The 16,892-nt window shown below is 72.5% G+C and carries 16 protein-coding genes; 10 read left to right on the top strand and 6 right to left on the bottom strand.

The annotated features are described in order from the left end of the window. The first annotated feature begins 58 nt into the window (after nucleotides 1-58). The 5 genes from ABLE53_RS16660 (at nucleotide 59) to ettA (ending at nucleotide 7,113) form a co-directional block, all read left to right on the top strand. A complete protein-coding gene (locus ABLE53_RS16660) occupies nucleotides 59-1,222 on the top strand; it encodes a PrsW family intramembrane metalloprotease (RefSeq protein WP_348860175.1) in 1,164 nt (387 codons plus the stop codon). Next, the gene (locus ABLE53_RS16655) at nucleotides 1,219-2,985 is read left to right on the top strand and encodes a dynamin family protein (RefSeq protein ID WP_348860173.1); all 1,767 of its coding nucleotides are present in this window, start codon (nucleotides 1,219-1,221) and stop codon (nucleotides 2,983-2,985) included. Before ABLE53_RS16660 ends, ABLE53_RS16655 begins: the two co-directional genes overlap by 4 nt. 48 nt (nucleotides 2,986-3,033) lie before the next feature. After that, on the top strand, nucleotides 3,034-4,683 hold the full coding sequence (locus ABLE53_RS16650; RefSeq protein WP_348860171.1) for a YfjP family GTPase: 1,650 nt from the start codon (nucleotides 3,034-3,036) through the stop codon (nucleotides 4,681-4,683). A gap of 135 nt (nucleotides 4,684-4,818) precedes the next feature. Next, nucleotides 4,819-5,340, top strand: coding sequence for a single-stranded DNA-binding protein (locus tag ABLE53_RS16645; protein WP_348860170.1), 522 nt, complete (start codon nucleotides 4,819-4,821; stop codon nucleotides 5,338-5,340). Nucleotides 5,341-5,430: 90 nt separating this feature from the next. After that, complete coding sequence (gene ettA / locus ABLE53_RS16640; protein ID WP_348860169.1) at nucleotides 5,431-7,113, top strand: energy-dependent translational throttle protein EttA; 1,683 nt, start codon at nucleotides 5,431-5,433, stop codon at nucleotides 7,111-7,113. Between the two features lie 23 nt (nucleotides 7,114-7,136). On the opposite strand, the gene ABLE53_RS16635 is transcribed toward ettA, so the two are convergent. Beyond that, a complete protein-coding gene (locus ABLE53_RS16635) occupies nucleotides 7,137-7,622 on the bottom strand; it encodes a MarR family winged helix-turn-helix transcriptional regulator (RefSeq protein ID WP_348860168.1) in 486 nt (161 codons plus the stop codon). A gap of 54 nt (nucleotides 7,623-7,676) precedes the next feature. After that, on the bottom strand, nucleotides 7,677-8,891 hold the full coding sequence (locus ABLE53_RS16630) for an acetyl-CoA C-acetyltransferase (RefSeq protein ID WP_348860167.1): 1,215 nt from the start codon (nucleotides 8,889-8,891) through the stop codon (nucleotides 7,677-7,679). Nucleotides 8,892-8,997: 106 nt separating this feature from the next. On the opposite strand from ABLE53_RS16630, the gene ABLE53_RS16625 reads away from it, so the two are divergent. Genes ABLE53_RS16625 through ABLE53_RS16610 form a run of 4 tightly spaced genes read left to right on the top strand, consistent with a single transcriptional unit; the run spans nucleotide 8,998 to nucleotide 12,679 of the window. Further along, nucleotides 8,998-9,849 (top strand): acyl-CoA thioesterase, encoded by an 852-nt coding sequence (locus ABLE53_RS16625; RefSeq protein ID WP_348860166.1) that lies wholly within the window; start codon nucleotides 8,998-9,000, stop codon nucleotides 9,847-9,849. A gap of 44 nt (nucleotides 9,850-9,893) precedes the next feature. Beyond that, nucleotides 9,894-11,279, top strand: coding sequence for a sensor histidine kinase (locus ABLE53_RS16620; RefSeq protein ID WP_348860165.1), 1,386 nt, complete (start codon nucleotides 9,894-9,896; stop codon nucleotides 11,277-11,279). Next, nucleotides 11,276-11,962, top strand: a complete 687-nt coding sequence (locus ABLE53_RS16615) for a response regulator (RefSeq protein ID WP_348860164.1) — start codon at nucleotides 11,276-11,278, stop codon at nucleotides 11,960-11,962. The genes ABLE53_RS16620 and ABLE53_RS16615 overlap by 4 nt, the downstream gene beginning before the upstream one ends. A gap of 48 nt (nucleotides 11,963-12,010) precedes the next feature. After that, the gene (locus ABLE53_RS16610; protein WP_348860162.1) at nucleotides 12,011-12,679 is read left to right on the top strand and encodes an HAD family hydrolase; all 669 of its coding nucleotides are present in this window, start codon (nucleotides 12,011-12,013) and stop codon (nucleotides 12,677-12,679) included. A gap of 29 nt (nucleotides 12,680-12,708) precedes the next feature. On the opposite strand, the gene ABLE53_RS16605 is transcribed toward ABLE53_RS16610, so the two are convergent. After that, complete coding sequence (locus tag ABLE53_RS16605; protein ID WP_348860160.1) at nucleotides 12,709-13,041, bottom strand: hypothetical protein; 333 nt, start codon at nucleotides 13,039-13,041, stop codon at nucleotides 12,709-12,711. 145 nt (nucleotides 13,042-13,186) lie between these two features. Here ABLE53_RS16605 and ABLE53_RS16600 point away from each other — a divergent pair, with 145 nt between their 5' ends. Further along, entirely contained in the window at nucleotides 13,187-15,085 is a 1,899-nt protein-coding gene (locus ABLE53_RS16600; protein ID WP_425474885.1) for an APC family permease, read from the top strand. Between the two features lie 25 nt (nucleotides 15,086-15,110). Here ABLE53_RS16600 and ABLE53_RS16595 read toward each other — a convergent pair whose 3' ends face one another. From ABLE53_RS16595 to ABLE53_RS16585, 3 genes are read right to left on the bottom strand one after another with little or no spacing between them, the layout of a single operon-like run. Next, nucleotides 15,111-15,665: an RNA polymerase sigma factor gene (locus tag ABLE53_RS16595; protein WP_348860159.1), complete on the bottom strand. Its 555-nt coding sequence runs from the start codon at nucleotides 15,663-15,665 to the stop codon at nucleotides 15,111-15,113. 1 nt (nucleotide 15,666) lies between these two features. Beyond that, nucleotides 15,667-16,284, bottom strand: coding sequence for a hypothetical protein (locus ABLE53_RS16590; protein WP_348860158.1), 618 nt, complete (start codon nucleotides 16,282-16,284; stop codon nucleotides 15,667-15,669). 19 nt (nucleotides 16,285-16,303) lie between these two features. Continuing rightward, on the bottom strand, nucleotides 16,304-16,783 hold the full coding sequence (locus tag ABLE53_RS16585; RefSeq protein WP_348860157.1) for a hypothetical protein: 480 nt from the start codon (nucleotides 16,781-16,783) through the stop codon (nucleotides 16,304-16,306). Nucleotides 16,784-16,892 lie beyond the last annotated feature (109 nt).

The raw sequence follows: 16,892 nt of genomic DNA, 5'->3' as shown, positions 1-16,892 counted from the left end.
CCGCTCATCGCGCGCGCCTGAGCGCGGGACGGCCGGACCGTCCCGATAGGCTGCGGCCATGGGGGCGGTCTCGTCCGATAGCCGCACGTTCACCATCGTGGTGGGCGTGCTCGTCGGCCTTGCGGCGATCCCGATCATCGCGCTGGTCGTGCTCAGCGGGACCGGCGACGCCTCCGGTGCGCCGAGCTCCGCCGCGGCGCCGGTCCTCGGCCTCGTGCTGGCCTCGGTGCCGGTCGTGCCGCTGGTGCTCTGCTACCTCTGGCTGGACCGCTACGAGCCCGAGCCGCGGGTGCTCCTCGGCCTCGGACTGGCCTGGGGCGCCTGCGTCGCCTGCGCCGTCGCCGTGCTCGTCGAGGGCGTCGGCGGTCTGGTGACCGGCTGGAGCGAACGGGTCCAGCTCGCCGTGCTCGCCCCATTCACCGAGGAGGCCTGCAAGGGGACGTTCCTCGTCCTCCTGCTGCTGTGGCGACGCGTCGAGCTCGACGGCGTCCTCGACGGCATCGTCTACGCCGGCATGGTCGGCATCGGCTTCGCCTTCACCGAGAACGTCTTCTATCTCGCCGCCGCCTACAACGGCACCGACTCGGTCGCTCCGGACGGCAGCACGATCGACGGTGCCGCCGCGCTGACCGGCACCTTCATCGTGCGCTGCCTCTTCAGCCCGTTCGCGCACCCGCTCTTCACCGCCTTCACCGGGGTCGGCGTCGGCGTCGCCGTGGGCAGCCGCTCGCGCGCCGTACGCATCCTGGCGCCGGCCCTCGGCTACCTCTGTGCCGGCTCCCTCCACATGTGCTGGAACGCGTCGACGATCTACGGGCCGGGAGGCTTCTTCCTGACGTACGCCGTCCTGATGCTGCCCGCCTTCGCCGGCATGGTGATCCTCGCGGTCTGGGCGCGCCGGTCCGAGCGCCGGATGCTCGAGGCGTCGCTCGGCGACGCGGCCAGCCGCGGCCTGATCCCGTACCCCGACGTCGGCTGGATGGTCGACCTCTCCGCGCGCCGGCTGGCCCGCCAGTACGCCCGCAGCCACGGCGGGCCGGTCGGCGAGGCGGCCATGAAGGAGTACCAGCAGGCGGCCATCGAGCTCGGCTTCCTGCACTCGCGCTACCTCCGCGGCACCGCGCCCCCGGACTTCGCGACCCGCGGCAAGGAGTACGTCGCGAGGATCGGGGCCGTTCGCCCGAGAATCGCCTTCCCCGGACAGGTGGTAACCACGAGATGACATCCCCCGCCCCAGGCGACGCGGCGGACAGCACCCGCATGGTGACCGCGCTCGTGCGCCTTCACCACGCGCTCCAGGACGTCGCGCTGCCTCTCGACATCGCCGACGCCCCTGCGCAGCGGCAGGCGCGGGCGACGATGATCGACCAGCTCGAGGACTACGTCATCCCGCGGATGATGACGATCGACGCGCCGCTGCTGGCGGTCGTCGGCGGGTCGACCGGCGCCGGGAAGTCGACGCTGGTGAACTCGCTGGTCGGCACCCGCGTCACCGCCCCCGGCATCCTGCGGCCCACGACCCGCTCGCCCGTGCTCGTCCACCACCCGGACGACGGCAAGTGGTTCGGCCAGGACCGGCTGCTGCCCGAGTTCGAGCGGGTCGACCACGCGACCAACGACCCCGGCGCCCTGCAGCTGGTCCCCTCCGACCTGCTCAAGCCCGGCCTTGCGATCCTCGACGCCCCGGACGTCGACTCGGTCGAGGAGCAGAACCGTCTGCTGGCGGCCGAGCTGCTCGCCGCCGGCGACCTGTGGATCTTCGTCACCTCGGCGGCGAGGTACGCCGACCAGGTGCCGTGGGAGTTCCTCAAGCTGGCTGCCGAGCGGTCGACCGCGGTCGCCGTCGTCCTGGACCGTACGCCGGCCGACGCCGTCCAGACGGTGGCCACCCACCTCGCCCGCATGCTCGCCTCGCGCGGGCTCAAGGACAGCCCGCTCTTCATCGTCCACGAGGGGACCGTCAGCGAGGACGGCCTGCTGCCGTCGTCGTACGTCGCCGAGGTGCGCGGGTGGCTCGACATGCTCGCCGACGACGCCGCGGCGCGGCACGCGGTCGTCACCCAGACCCTCGACGGCGCAGTGCGGGCGCTCGCGTTCGACGTGCACGCGGTCGCCGACGCCGCGTCCGGGCAGGCCGAAGCCGCCCACCGGCTGCGGGCCGACGCGGACATGGCGTACGACGAGGCGGTCTCGGCCATCATGGCGGCGACCGAGGACGGCACCCTGCTGCGGGGCGAGGTGCTGGCGCGGTGGCAGGAGTTCGTCGGCACCGGGGAGCTGCTCAAGAGCCTCGAGAACCGCGTCGGCAAGCTCCGCGACCGGGTCGTCGGCGCGATCAAGGGCAAGCCGCAGCAGGCCGAGCGGGTGACCACCGCGGTGCAGGGCGGGCTCGAGCTGCTCATCCTCGAGCAGGCCGAGGCGGCCGCCGAACGGGCCGAGCGGGCCTGGCAGATGACCGAGGCCGGCCGCGGGCTGCTCGCCCAGGGGCCCGCCGACCTCGGCCGCGCCTCCCGTGCGCTGCGCGCCAGGGCGGAGCGGTCGGTCCGCGACTGGCAGCAGGACGTGCTCGACATGGTGCGCCAGGAGGGCCAGGACAAGCGGACGACGGCGAAGTTCCTGGCCTACGGCGTCAACGGCCTCGGCGTCTCGCTCATGATCGTGGTCTTCGCGAGCTCGGCAGGGCTCACCGGCGCCGAGTTCGGCATCGCCGGCGGCACCGCGGTGCTCGGCCAGAAGCTGCTCGAGGCGGTCTTCGGCGACCAGGCCGTACGCCGGCTCGCGCTGCGGGCGCGGCAGGCGCTCGAGTCGCGCGTCCGGGCGCTGCTCGAGGACGAGCGGGTCCGCTACACCGGCCTCGTTGACGCCCTCGTCATCGACGAGGAGGCGCCCGCCCGGCTGCGGCAGGCCGCCCGCCGGGTCGACGACGCGAGGTTCGCGACGCAGCGGCCCGATCTCGGTGCCGGGCTCGGCTTCGACGAGTCCTAGTCTTGACCCGGAGGGTCCACCACTGACGGCGCGAACTGAAAGGTGAGCATGAGCGGGTTGCTCGAAGGAGCCAAGAACCTGGTCACGAAGGGCACCGACATCGGCGAACGCCTCGAGGGTCTCTCCGCCGCGACCGACGCGGCGACCGGGCGGCTCGACGACGCGACCGTCGACGGCGCGCGCGGGGTGGTCGAGCGCGCCGCCGGGCGGCTCAAGCTCTCCTCCGAGCACACCGTGGTCGGCATCGCCGGCGCCACCGGGTCCGGCAAGTCCTCCACGTTCAACGCCCTCACCGGACTGGAGCTCTCCGCCGTCGGCGTACGCCGGCCGACGACGTCGTGGGCCACCGCCTGCGTGTGGGGCGCCGAGGGCGCCCGCGAGCTGCTCGAGTGGCTCGGCATCCCGGAGCGCCACCAGACCACCCGCGACTCGATGCTCGACACCCGGCGCGAGGGCCACGAGCTCGACGGCGTCGTACTCCTCGACCTGCCCGACCACGACTCGACCGAGGTGTCCCACCACCTCGAGGTCGACCGGCTCGTCGGCCTCGCCGACATGCTGATCTGGGTCCTGGACCCGCAGAAGTACGCCGACGCCGCGATCCACGACCGCTACCTCCAGCCGCTGCGGACCCACGACGACATCATGGTCGTCGTCCTCAACCACATCGACCGGGTGCCGGAGGAGCGCCGGGAGTCGATGGTCGCCGACGTACGCCGCCTGCTCGACAACGACGGCCTGCAGAAGGTGCCGGTCATCCCGGTCTCCGCCAAGCTGGGCTGGGGCGTGCAGGAGCTCAAGGCCGAGATCGCCCGCCGGGTCTCCGCGAAGAAGGCCAACAAGCAGCGCCTCGAGGCCGACATCCGGTCGGCGGCCGCGCGGCTCGACGAGGCCTCCGGTCACGGCCGGCCCCGCTCGCTGTCGAAGGGCCGCGTCGAGGCGCTCGACGACGCGTTCGCCGAGGCGGCCGGGGTGCCGACGGTGGTCGACGCGGTCGAGCGGTCGACGAAGACCCGGGCCGCCCGCGCCACCGGCTGGCCGCTCGTCTCCTGGGTCTCCGCGCTGCGACCCGACCCGCTCAAGCGGCTCCATCTCGACCTCGGCGCGGAGGGCAGGCAGCTCGCCGGGCGATCGCGGACCTCGATGCCGCAGGCCTCGGCGGTCGAGCGTTCCCGGGTCGAGGCGGAGGTGCGCGCGCTCGCCGACGAAGCGGGGGAGGGGCTGGGTGCTCCCTGGCAGGAGGCCATCCGGCGGGCGTCGGTCTCGCGGATGGGCGACCTGTCCGACCGGCTCGACGCGGCCGTCGGCAGCGTCGACCTCGGCGTACGCCGGCTCCCGGCGTGGGCGTCGCTCGTGCGCGTGCTGCAGTGGCTGCTCATCGTCTGCGCTGTCGGCGGGCTCGCCTGGACCGTGCTGCTCGCCCTCTCCGGGACCCTCTCCGACGACTCGACGCCCAAGGTCGCCGGCTTCGCGCTGCCGCTGGTCCTGCTGGTCGGCGGGGTGGCGCTCGGGATCGTGCTGGCGCTGCTCTGCCGCGTGCTGGTCATCGGCACGGCGCGCGCTCGCGCTGCCGCTGCCGAGCACCGGCTGCGCTCCGCCGTCGGCCAGGTGTCGCGCGAGCTCGTCGTCGACCCGATCGAGCAGGAGCTCTCGGCCTACACCGCGCTGCGGCAGGGGCTCGCCAAGGCGCTCAAGTAGGCCGGTTTCTCTCCACAGGCCGCCTTCCCGGCAGTGGCTTCCACAGCCGTCGCCGCCGGCGGCGGGCCCTGTCGGTGCCGGGGCCGACGCTCGTCGTCATGGCCCGCGAGCGCGGGCGAGAACAGGAGAGAGACGATGAACCAGTCGATGATCACCGTGCAGGGCTATGTCGGCGGCGAGCCGGTCCTGCGCAACGCCGGCGGCCACAAGGTCGCCAACTTCCGCGTCGCCGTGACGCCCCGGCGGCTCAACCGGAACACGGGGGAGTGGGCCGACAGCCCGACGCAGTGGTACACCGTGAACGCCTGGCGCAAGCTGGGCGAGAACGCCGCCCGCTCGCTGCGCAAGGGCGACGCCGTCGTGGTCCACGGCCGGCTGATGGCGCGGTCCTACACCAACAAGGACGGCATCGAGGTCAACACCTTCGAGATCGAGGCCAGCGTGGTCGGCCACGACCTGAACCGCGGCAGCTCGATGCTGATGAAGAACGAGGGACGGCGCTCCGAGGAGGACCCCGAGGCGGCCGCGATCGAGCAGGCCCGCCGCGACTGGGGCGGTCCTCTGCCGATGTCGGAGCCGCCCGGCTTCGAGCGCGATCGGCCCGACCCCGACCTCGCTCCCGACGCCGAGCCGGAGGCCCCGGCGCCGGCGGCCTGAGACGGCGGCCTGAGACGGCGGTCAGAGACGGGGATCGGCGCCCCGGGGCGGATGTGCCTCGGGGCGGCGATCCCCGTAGGGTTCAGGGTTATGGCGGACTACATCTTCACCCTGCGCAACGTGCGCAAGGCCCACGGTGACAAGGTCGTCCTCGACAACGTCACCCTGTCCTTCCTGCACGGCGCCAAGATCGGTGTCGTCGGCCCGAACGGCACCGGGAAGTCGACGCTGCTGAAGATCATGGCCGGCCTCGAGCATCCCAACAACGGCGATGCGATCCCCGACCCCGACGCGACCGTCGGCATGCTCCAGCAGGAGCCGCCGCTGACCGAGGGCAAGACCGTCCTGGAGAACGTCGAGGAGGCGGTCGGCGACATCAAGGCGAAGCTCGACCGCTACAACCAGATCTCGGAGCAGATGGCCGATCCCGACGCGGACTTCGACAGCCTCCTTGCGGAGATGGGCGACCTGCAGACCGATCTCGACCACGCCAACGCGTGGGACCTCGACAGCCGGCTCGAGCAGGCCATGGACGCGCTGCGCTGCCCGCCCTCGGACGCGCTGGTCGACAACCTCTCCGGTGGTGAGCGCCGCCGGGTCGCGCTGTGCAAGCTGCTGCTCCAGCAGCCCGACCTGCTGCTCCTCGACGAGCCCACCAACCACCTCGACGCCGAGTCGGTCCAGTGGCTGGAGGGCCACCTCAAGAGCTACCCCGGTGCTGTCCTGGCCGTGACCCACGACCGGTACTTCCTGGACAACGTCGCCGGCTGGATCCTCGAGCTCGACCGCGGCCGCGCACACCCCTACGAGGGCAACTACTCCACCTACCTGGAGACCAAGAAGGAGCGCCTCAAGATCGAGGGCCAGAAGGACGCCAAGCGCGCCAGGATGCTCGAGAAGGAGCTGGAGTGGGTCCGCTCCAACGCGAAGGCGAGGCAGACCAAGTCGAAGGCGCGCCTGGCCCGCTACGAGGAGATGGCGGCGGAGGCCGAGCGCGCCCGCAAGATCGACACCTCCGAGATCAACATCCCCGCCGGGCCCCGGCTCGGTGACGTCGTGCTCGAGGCGAAGGGCCTGACCAAGGGCTTCGAGGGCCGGCCGCTCTGGGACGACGTCTCGTTCTCCCTGCCGCGCGCGGGCATCGTCGGCGTCATCGGGCCCAACGGGGTCGGCAAGACCACGCTCTACCGCATGATCACCGGCTCGGAGGAGCCCGACGCCGGCTCGCTCGACGTCGGCCAGACCGTGAAGATCTCCTACGTCGACCAGAGCCGCGGCGGCATCGAGCCCAACAAGAACGTGTGGGAGGTCGTCTCCGACGGCCTCGACTTCATCAAGGTCGCCAACTTCGAGATGAACTCCCGGGCCTACGTCGCGAGCTTCGGCTTCAAGGGCCCCGACCAGCAGAAGAAGGCCGGCGTCCTCTCCGGCGGTGAGCGCAACCGGCTCAACCTCGCCCTCACGCTGAAGATGGGCGGCAACCTGCTGCTCCTCGACGAGCCGACCAACGACCTCGACGTCGAGACGCTGTCGTCGCTCGAGGACGCGCTGCTGGAGTTCCCCGGCTGTGCCGTGGTCACCTCCCACGACCGCTGGTTCCTGGACCGGATCGCCACCCACATCCTCGCGTGGGAGGGCACCGACGAGGAGCCCGGCCGGTGGTTCTGGTTCGAGGGTAACTTCGCGGCCTACGAGGAGAACAAGGTCCAGCGCCTCGGAGCCGACGCCGCCCGCCCGCACCGGGTCACCCACCGCCGTCTCACCCGCGACTGAGCCAGCGACTGACCCTCGGCGGGCTAGGGCTCGCGCATCTCGATCTGGGGGCGGTCGGAGACCAGGTGGTCCGAGACCGCGTCCATGACCCGGCCGAGCGCGGCGAAGTCGTCGGGGGAGGCGAGGTCGACGAGGTGCTCGCGTACAGCGGTGACGTGGCTCGGGGCGGCGCGCACAAGGAGGTCCATGCCCTTGTCGGTGAGCCTGGCGACCACGCCGCGCCCATCAGCAGGTGAGGTGCGCCGCTCGACGAGGCCGGCCCTCTCCATCCTGGTGACCGTGTGGGTGACCCGGGAGCGGGAGTGGGCCATCGCGTCGGCGAGCTGAGCCATCCGCATGGCGCCGTCGTTCTCGGAGAGCCGGACGAGGATCTCGTACTCCGCCAACGAGATGTCGAACTCGCGCCGCAGCTCGGAGTCGAGCCGGTCGCTGAGCAGCGTCATCCCCATCAGCAGGGCGCGCCACGACCGCTGCTGACCGGCGTCGAGCCACGGAGTCCCATCAGTCACACACAGAAGGATAGGGCTCGGGCGCCGGCGGCGAGCGCCGGGTGAGGTGGGTCGTCAGAGGCGCTCGAGGATGAGGGCCATGCCCTGGCCGCCGCCGACGCACATGGTGATGAGGCCGGTGGTCTTGTCGTGCCAGTCCAAGCTGTTGAGCATGGTGTTCTGCAGCCGCGCGCCCGTCATCCCGAACGGGTGGCCGACCGCGATGGCGCCGCCGTTGACGTTGAGCCTGTCGAGGTCGATGCCGAGGTCCTGGTAGGACGGGATGACCTGCGCGGCGAACGCCTCGTTGATCTCCACGAGGTCGATGTCGTCGATCGTCATCCTCGCGTTCTTGAGCGCCTGACGGGTGGCCTCGACCGGCCCGAGGCCCATGATCTCCGGCGAGAGCCCGGTGACGCCGGTGGACACGATCCGGGCCAGCGGCGTGACGCCGAGCTCGGCGGCCTTCGTGTCGGACATGACCACGACCGCGGCCGCGCCGTCGTTGAGCGCGCAGCAGTTGCCGGCGGTGACGGTGCCGTTCTCGCGGAAGACCGGCTTGAGCTGCGAGATCGCGTCGTACGTCACGCCGGCGCGCGGGCCGTCGTCGGCGGAGACGACGGTGCCCTCGGGCGTGGTGACCGGGGTGATCTCGCGCGCCCAGAAGCCGTCGGCGATCGCCTTCTCGGCGAGGTTCTGTGAGCGGACGCCGAACTCGTCCATCTCCCGGCGCGAGATGCCGCGCGAGGTGGCGACGTTCTCCGCGGTCTGGCCCATCGCGATGTAGATGTCGGGCAGCAGGCCGTCCTCGCGCGGGTCGTGCCATGCCTCGTTGGTCTCGGCGGTCTTCGCGGTGCGGGACTGCGCGTCGTCGAAGAGGTGGTTGACCGTGTCGGGCAGGTGGTCGGAGGTGCCCTTGAAGAAGCGCGAGACGGTCTCGACGCCCGCGGAGACGATCACATCCGCCTCGCCGGCCTTGATCGCGTGGAACGCCATCCGGGTCGTCTGCACCGAGGAGGAGCAGTAGCGGGTGATCGTCGCGCCCGGCACGTTGTCCCAGCCGTTGAGGATGCTCACCACGCGGCCCATGTTGTTGCCGGACTCGCCGCCGGGCAGGCCGCAGCCGAGGAGCAGGTCATCGATCATCGAGGGCTCCAGCCCCGGCACCTTCTCGACCGCCGTCTTCGTGATGAAGGCGGCGAGGTCGTCGGGGCGGAGCTCCTTGAGCGACCCCTTGTTGGCGCGGCCGATCGGCGTACGCGCCGCGGAAACGATGACTGCCTCGGGCATGGCAACTCCAGTTACTCGCGAGTAAGGAACGACGGTGTTCGCCACCATACTCGCCCGTCGCGGAGGCGGGCGCGAGAGCGAGTCGGCATCTGGGAGGATCGGGCCCGTGCGCCACACCTACGAGTGCCCGATGCGCTGGGCCGACCTCGACCTGCTGGGCCACGTCAACAACGTGGTGTACGTCGACTACCTCCAGGAGGCGCGGGTCGACATGCTGCAGGTCCACGCGCGCACGCACGCCACCGACGCCCTGGCCGAGGCGACCCTCGTGGTCAGCCACCAGGTGACCTACGTCAAGCCGCTGCTCTTCGACTTCGCGCCGGTCCACATCGACTGCTGGGTCACCGAGATCCGCGCGGCCGCGTTCACCCTCGCCTACGAGGTCTACAAGCTCGATGCCGCCGGGGAGCGGGTCGTCCACCTGACCGCGACGACCGTGCTCGCGCCGTACGTCTTCGCGACGGAGTCGCCCCGCCGGCTCACGCCGGCTGAGAAGGAGAGCCTGGCGGTCTACCTCGAGGCCCAGCCGACCCCGAAGGTGGAGTACGGCGAGCCGCGCCACACCGACCTCGGCCACTACCCGGTCAACGTCCGGTTCTCCGACGTCGACATCTACCGCCACGTCAACAACGTGAAGTACTTCGAGTACTTCCAGGAGGCCCGGATCGCCTCGCTCGGCCGGGTGGAGCAGGAGATGGGCGGGCGGCGGCCCTCGATGGTGGTGGCGCAGACCGACGTGGAATACCGCAAGCCGCTCCTGTTCCGCCCCGAGCCGTACGACATCTACACCTGGCTCTCCCACCTCGGGAACCGCTCCATGGTGCTCGAGGCGGAGATCCTCGACGCCGGCGAGCGACTGGCCCGCGGCCGCTTCGTACTGGTCTTCTTCGACCCCGAGACCGAGCGCAGCATCGCGCCCTCCGACGACGTACGCGCCGCGTTCGAGAAGCTCGCGTAGGGCGCCCGCGCAGGCCCGGCGCGGCGCAGGGCCAAGATGGTGCCGTGACGCTCCGCGGCCTCCTGCGCTCGCCCCTCCCGCTCCCACGGCAACTGGCCGGCTGGGTGCTGGCGCCCGTGGTGCCGATCGTGGTCGGACTCCGGCTGCACGACCGGCCCGACGTCGCACTCCTCGCCAGTCTCCTGCTGCTCGCCGGGACCGTGCTGGTCGCGCTCGTCGGCGGCCGCCGACCCGCCCTCGTGGGTGCGGTCGCAAGCTTCCTCGTCCTCAACTGGTGGTTCACCCCGCCGCTGCGGCACTGGTCGATCGCCGACACCACGGACCTCGTGGCGCTCCTGGTCTTCGTGGTCGTCGCGGTGTCGGTCGCGACGGTGGTCGACCTGGCCGCGCGGCGCGCGGAGCAGGCGGTCCGGGCCCGCAGGGAGGCCGAGGCCCTCGGCCGGCTCTCGCGATCGGTGCTGGTCGGCGAGGACACCGCGGAGGCGGTCGTCGAGGAGGTACGTGCGACGTTCGGCCAGCGCTCCGTCGTGCTGCTCTCGCGGCGGGACGAGGAGTGGGACCGGGTCGCCGGCACGGGTCTGGGGCTGGCCGCCTCCCCGGAGCACGCCGACACCGCCGTACGCGTGGACGACGACCACGTCCTCGCGCTGCACGGCCCTCGGCTGCGTACGACGGAGCGGCGGCTGCTCGACGCGTTCGCGGTGCAGGCAGGGCTGGTGCTGGAGTACCGCCGGCTGCGCGAGCGCGAGGAGCGTGCGGCGGTCCTCGAGCGCGCCGAGGCGACCTCGACCGCGCTGTTGAGGGCGGTGTCCCACGACCTGCGTACGCCGCTGGCCACCCTCCGGCTCGCCGTCGACGGGCTGCTCTCGACGCAGGGCCTCTCCGAGGCCGACCGCAAGGAGCTGCTCGACTCGGTCGCGGCGTCGAGCGCCCAGCTGGAGCGGCTGATCGAGAACCTTCTCGACCTGTCCCGGATCGAGAGCGGCCTCGTGCACCCCAGGCTCGTCGTGTGCAGCCTGGACGAGGCGCTGCCCTTCGCCGTGGCAGGTCTGCCCGTCCTCGACGAGATCCCGGAGTCGGCGCCGCTGGTGCTGACCGATCCCGGGCTCCTCGAGCGGGTGGTGGCCAACCTCGCGGCGAACGCCGTCCGCGCCGGCGGGCCCGTCCGGCTCGGTGCTCGCGAGGTCGGCGACTGGGTCGAGATCCTCGTCGTCGACCACGGCCCGGGGGTGCCGCTGGCAGATCGGGACCGGATGTTCGCGCCGTTCCAGCGGCTCGACGACACCTCGGGGGAGGGGCTCGGGCTCGGCCTCGCGGTCGCCCGCGGCCTCGCCGAGGCACTCGGCGGTGGGCTACGCGTCGAGGACACCCCGGGCGGCGGCCTCACGATGGTGGTGGCCGTACCCCGCGCGCCCGGGGCGCAGCGATGAGCAGGGTGCTGGTGATCGAGGACGAGCCCGCGCTTGTCCGGGCGCTCGAGATCAACCTCCGCGTCGCCGGCTGGGAGGTCGAGACCGCCCCCGACGGCCGCTCGGGGCTGAGGGCGGCGGCCGACTTCCACCCCGACGTCGTGCTCCTCGACCTCGGCCTGCCCGACCTCGACGGCACCGAGGTGATCGAGGGGCTGCGCGGGTGGACGCAGGTGCCCGTCGTCGTACTCTCCGCGCGGCAGCACGGCGACGACAAGGTCGAGGCGCTCGACCTCGGCGCCGACGACTACGTGACCAAGCCGTTCGCGATGAACGAGCTGATGGCCCGGCTGCGCGCCGCCGTACGCCGGGGGCAGGAGAGCTCCGCCGCCGAGGTCACCACGATGACCGTCGGCGACCTCGAGATCGACTTCGCGCGCAAGCGGGTGAGCAAGTCCGGCGCCGACGTACGACTCACGCCGACGGAGTGGGCCTTCCTCGAACTGCTGGCGCGCAACCTCGGCCGGCTCGTCCCGAGGACCCAGATCCTCAAGGAGGTGTGGGGGCCCGCGTACGCCAAGGAGACCCACTACCTGCGGGTGTACGCCGCCCAGCTCAGACGCAAGCTCGAGGACGACCCGGCGCACCCGCGCCACATCGTGACGACCAGCGGGCTCGGCTACACGCTCGAACCGGGGGAGTGACCGCCGCGCCCGGCATGAGGTCCCGCCCGCCTGGGTAACGCCCGGCCCATGGACGCGCTCGAGGTCGCCCTGCTCGACATCGACGGCACGCTGCTCGACTCGACCTACCACCACGCGCTCGCCTGGGGCCGTGCGTTCGCGGAGGTCGGCCACCCGGTGCCGCTGTGGCGACTCCACCGGCACATCGGGATGGGCGGCGACCGGCTGATGGCCGCGGTCACCGACGAGGAGACGGCTGACCGGATCGGCGACGCCGTGCAGGAACGCTGGCGGGCGGCGTACGACGAGGTCATCGGGGACACCCGGCTGCTGCCGGGCGCGCGCGAGCTCCTCGACGGGCTGCGCGCGGCCGGGCTCGACGTGGTCCTCGCGAGCTCCTCGATCCCGGAGCACGCCGAGCACGCGCTGAAGCTCCTCGACGCCGCCGACCGGACCGACGCGTGGACCACGAGCGAGGACGCCGAGGAGTCCAAGCCGGACCCGGAGCTGCTCGAGGCCGCCTTGGCCAGGGTGCGCGGGCGGCAGGCGGTGATGATCGGCGACGCGACGTGGGACGTCGTCGCCGCGAGCGAGGTCGACATCCCGACCATCGGGCTGCTGTGCGGCGGGTTCGGCGAGGCGGAGCTGCGGGACGCCGGTGCCGTCGCCGTCTACCGGGACCCGGCGGATCTCCTGGACCACCTCGACGAGGCCCTCGCGTCGGCCGCCCACGGCTGACCGGGTGCAGCGACCGGGTGCAGCGCAGGTCAGCGCGCCCGACGACCGGCGGGTCGGCTCACCGAGACCGCGGCCGAGAGCGCGATCAGCACCGCGAGGTGCTGCAGGTCCCCGGACGCGAACGTGAGTCGGCCGCCCACGTTGACGACGAAGCCGGTGAGCAGCGCCCAGCCGGTGAGCCCGGTGAGCACCGCGTAGCGCAGCGGCAGCAACAGCGCGGCGAGTCCGCACGAGCCGACGTACCCGAGGAGCCCCACCAGCAGTCCGACGTGGAGCTGCACGAACACCGCGGAGAGGGCGAGCATCATCGCCGCCGCCAGCCCCGCGCGTACGGCGTACAGCGTCCCCAGCGAGCCGCCCACGACCCCACCGTGCCCCAGAACGGGCCGTCGGGAGCCGCCGTGGACGCATCCCTGACGGCGCACGAGGAAATCCATACGGAATCTTGACGCCTCCACGCGTGGCAGCGATGAGGCCCGTACGCCGGGGACGCAGCAGGCTGAGATCGTGACCTCGTCGGCCCTCACCCAGATCCCCGCAGCCCCGCACGCCGCCGAGCCGCCGGAGGAGAAGAAGCACCCCTGGTGGCGCGTCATGTGCCTGACCGGGGTCGACTACTTCTCGACGCTGGGCTACCAGCCGGGCATCGCCGCGCTGGCCGCGGGGCTGCTCTCGCCGATCGCCACCCTGGTCCTCGTCGTGCTCACCCTGCTCGGCGCCCTGCCGGTCTACCGCCGCGTCGCCGCCGAGTCACCGCACGGCGAGGGGTCGATCGCGATGCTCGAGCGGCTGCTGTCGTTCTGGAAGGGCAAGCTCTTCGTCCTGGCCCTGCTCGGCTTCACCGCCACCGACTTCATCATCACGATGACGCTGTCGGCGGCCGACGGCGCGGCTCACGTCGTGGAGAACCCGCACGTCCCCGACGCCGTGCACGGCCACAACATGCTCATCACCCTGGCCCTGCTCGCGCTGCTCGCGGCGGTGTTCCTGCGCGGGTTCGGCGAGGCGATCGGGATCGCCGTCGCGCTGGTGGCGGCCTACCTCTCGCTCAACGCGGTCGTCATCGCGGTCGGGATCATCAAGGTCTTCGAGGATCCGTCGGTCTTCGCCGACTGGCGGTCGGGGCTCGTCGCCGAGCACGGCAACGTGCTCGCGATGGTGGGCGTGGCCATCCTCGTCTTCCCCAAGCTCGCGCTCGGCATGAGCGGCTTCGAGACCGGAGTCGCGGTCATGCCGCAGATCAGGGGCGAGCCGGGGGACACGGAGCAGGCGCCCGCGGGACGGATCCGCGGCGCGCGCACGCTGCTCACCGCCGCGGCGCTCACCATGAGCGTCTTCCTCGTCACCAGCTCGTGGGTGACGACGCTGCTCATCCCGAAGGAGGCGTTCGAGGCAGGCGGCCCGGCCAACGGGCGTGCGCTCGCGTACCTCGCCCACGAGTACCTCGGCAACGGCTTCGGCACGGCGTACGACGTGTCGACGATCCTCATCCTGTGGTTCGCGGGGGCGTCGGCGATGGCGGGGATGCTCAACCTGATCCCGCGCTACCTGCCGCGTTACGGCATGTCGCCGGAGTGGGCGGCGGCGACGCGGCCCCTCGTGCTCATCATCTCGGCCGCGGCGTTCCTGATCACGTGGCTCTTCAAGGCGTCGGTCGACGCGCAGGGTGGCGCCTACGCCACCGGCGTCCTCGTGCTCATGACCTCCGCCGCCGTGGCCGTGACGCTGGCCGCGCGGAAGACGGGCCAGCGCCGGCTGACGAGGGCCTTCGCCGCCATCACGGCGGTCTTCCTCTACACGACGGTCAACAACGTGATCGAGCGCCCCGACGGCGTGAAGATCGCGGCGTGCTTCATCGCCGCGATCATCCTGGTCTCGCTGGTCTCCCGGGTGGTGCGCTCCTTCGAGCTCCGGGTCGTGAGCGTCGAGCTCGACGCGACGGCCGACCGGTTCGTCCGTGACTGCGCCCGTCGCCGGATCCGGCTGATCGCCAACGAGGCGGACGAGGGCGGGCCGGAGGAGTACGAGGCCAAGCTCCGCCAGATGGTCGCCGACAACGACCTCGCCGACGAGGGCGACATCGTGTTCGTCGAGGTCGCCGTCACCGACCCGTCGGACTTCGAGGGCACCCTCCACGTCCAGGGCAGGGTGGTCGGCAAGCACCGCAGGGTCCTGCGCGCCGAGGCGCCGTCGGTGCCCAACGCGCTCGCCGCGCTGCTGCTGCACATCCGCGACACGACCGACGTCGTACCCCACATCTACTTCGAGTGGACCGAGGGCAACCCGGTCACGAACTTCCTCAAGTTCCTCTTCATCGGCGTCGGCGAGGTCGCCCCGGTCACCCGCGAGGTCCTGCGTCGGGCCGAGCCGGACCGGAAGCGCCGCCCACACGTGCACGTGGGCTGACTCCAGGCCCTCGCCGACGCGCTCTCTACGCCGGCGAGGGCTCCGGTCCGCCCAGGCGGGCGCGCAGCCGCTTGAGGGCACGGTGCCGCGTGACGCGTACGGCGACCTGGGTCATCCCCAGCGCCTCGGCCGTCGCCGCGGCGTCGAGGCCGACCACCTCGGTGCAGGCGACCACGTCGCGCTCGCGTGCCGACAGCACGGCCAGCGCCGAGCGCACCCAGTCGTCGGCGAGCACGCTCGTCTCCGGTCCGGGGACCGGGCGGTCGGCGTCGGACCCGATCGTCTCCGACGGCGAGGTACGCCGCCGGCCGCTGCTCCGGCGGGCGTTGGCGGCGAGCCGCCGGGCGATCCCGAAGAGCCAGCCGGCGAACTCCTCGGCGCTGCCCTGGAAGTCGCCGAGCTTGCGGGCGGCCGTCAGCCACGTCTCGCTCGCCAGGTCCTCGGCGTGGGCGGCGGTGTCGGTGGGCGAGCGGTGCTCCAGCCATACGAGCAGACGCCCGGCGTGGGCTCGGTAGAGCTCCCGCCAGGCGTCCGGGTCGCCGCGCTTCGCCGCGGCGACGACGTCGTCGTCGGCGCTCACGTCAGGGTGTGTCCGGCCTTCCGCTACCCCCGTTGCCCGCTGGGGCCGTCCGCGGCGGCCGGTGCGGGTTGTCGTTGCCCTTGTGCTTGCCGGGGTTGTCGCCCGACCGGCCGCGGTCGGCCCGGGGGCCGTGACCGCCACCGTGAGCCGAGTCCTGCCCGGTGCCGGCCGAACCCGGCTCCGGAGACCCGGCTCCGGACGCGGCACCTCCGGGGGAGGCGCCGGCGTCTCCGGTGACGGCCCCGGCGTCCTGCGAGCCGTGGCCGTCCTGGGTGGAGCCCGGTGCCGACGTCGGTGGCGCGTCGGCACCGGGCCCCGTCGAAGGCCCGCGCGTGGGGCTGGGGCCTTCGCTGCGATCCGGCGAGGGAGTGGGGCGTACTGAGCGCTCCCCGGGGGCGGGTGGGGGACCGCCGCCCGGGATCTGGGAGACGCCCCACGCCGTCACCGCGATCGCGGCCACGGCAGCGGCGGCCAGCAGCACACGCGGCAGGGCGGGCTTCGCCGGCGCCTGCGCGGGGGGCGGTGTGCTGCTGGCCGCCACCAGTCGCGAGAGCAGGACCGGGTCGGGCTCCAGCGTCGGTACGCCGACGCGGAGCCGCTCGACCGGGTCGATGCTCATCGTTCTCCTTCGTGGGGTGTCAGTCGCCCTGGTGGGCGTGGGCGCGACCGGCGGCGCGCCTCTCGGCCGCGGCGGCCTTCTTGTCCGACGCCTTCTCGTGAGCAGCTGCCTGGCGCTGCTCCTGGGTCGGCTTCGGCGGCAGGACGACGGCGCCCTTGCCGTGGCCGCGGCCCCAGGCGTGCCCGTCGTGCTTGTGCGGCTTGACCCGACCGTAGTGCCGGCCCTGATCGGCCTTCTCGGTGGGGGAGGCGGACGGGTCGGTCCCCGCCGTCGAGTCGTCGGCGGTGCCGGTCCTCGCCGAGGCGATCGGCTCGGCCGGCGCGCTCGGGTCCGCTGGGGCGGCGTGCTTCGCCCGGGCGGCCGCGGCGATCGCCTGGCCCTTGGCGGCGTGGTCGTCGACCTCGTGACCGGACTTGTTCACCACGCCGGCGGCGTACGCGCCGGAGACGGTGGCGCCGACGACGGCGGCGGCCGCCAGGCCGACCTTGATGCTGCGCATGTGCTCTCCTTCGAGGCGGGGACGTTCACCCCCACCTGTCGCCACGTGTGCGCGGCGTTACAGCCGCCTCGAAGATTTGTCCGACGGGCCGTCCGGGGCCTCCCGGCCG

This window comes from Nocardioides asiaticus, assembly GCF_040049175.1.
GTDB classification, from domain to species: Bacteria; Actinomycetota; Actinomycetes; order Propionibacteriales; family Nocardioidaceae; genus Nocardioides; species Nocardioides cheoyonin.
Note: the sequence above shows the minus strand (reverse complement) of the source record. Positions and strands in the feature narration are given on the sequence as shown.

Coding starts and splice junctions, on each gene's coding strand:
- ABLE53_RS16660 (WP_348860175.1), top strand. CDS start 59: ATGGGGGCGGTCTCGTCCGATAGCCGCACGTTCACCATCGTGGTGGGC.
- ABLE53_RS16610 (WP_348860162.1), top strand. CDS start 12,011: ATGGACGCGCTCGAGGTCGCCCTGCTCGACATCGACGGCACGCTGCTC.
- ABLE53_RS16655 (WP_348860173.1), top strand. CDS start 1,219: ATGACATCCCCCGCCCCAGGCGACGCGGCGGACAGCACCCGCATGGTG.
- ABLE53_RS16650 (WP_348860171.1), top strand. CDS start 3,034: ATGAGCGGGTTGCTCGAAGGAGCCAAGAACCTGGTCACGAAGGGCACC.
- ABLE53_RS16585 (WP_348860157.1), bottom strand. CDS start 16,783: ATGCGCAGCATCAAGGTCGGCCTGGCGGCCGCCGCCGTCGTCGGCGCC.
- ettA (WP_348860169.1), top strand. CDS start 5,431: ATGGCGGACTACATCTTCACCCTGCGCAACGTGCGCAAGGCCCACGGT.
- ABLE53_RS16630 (WP_348860167.1), bottom strand. CDS start 8,891: ATGCCCGAGGCAGTCATCGTTTCCGCGGCGCGTACGCCGATCGGCCGC.
- ABLE53_RS16645 (WP_348860170.1), top strand. CDS start 4,819: ATGAACCAGTCGATGATCACCGTGCAGGGCTATGTCGGCGGCGAGCCG.
- ABLE53_RS16615 (WP_348860164.1), top strand. CDS start 11,276: ATGAGCAGGGTGCTGGTGATCGAGGACGAGCCCGCGCTTGTCCGGGCG.
- ABLE53_RS16590 (WP_348860158.1), bottom strand. CDS start 16,284: ATGAGCATCGACCCGGTCGAGCGGCTCCGCGTCGGCGTACCGACGCTG.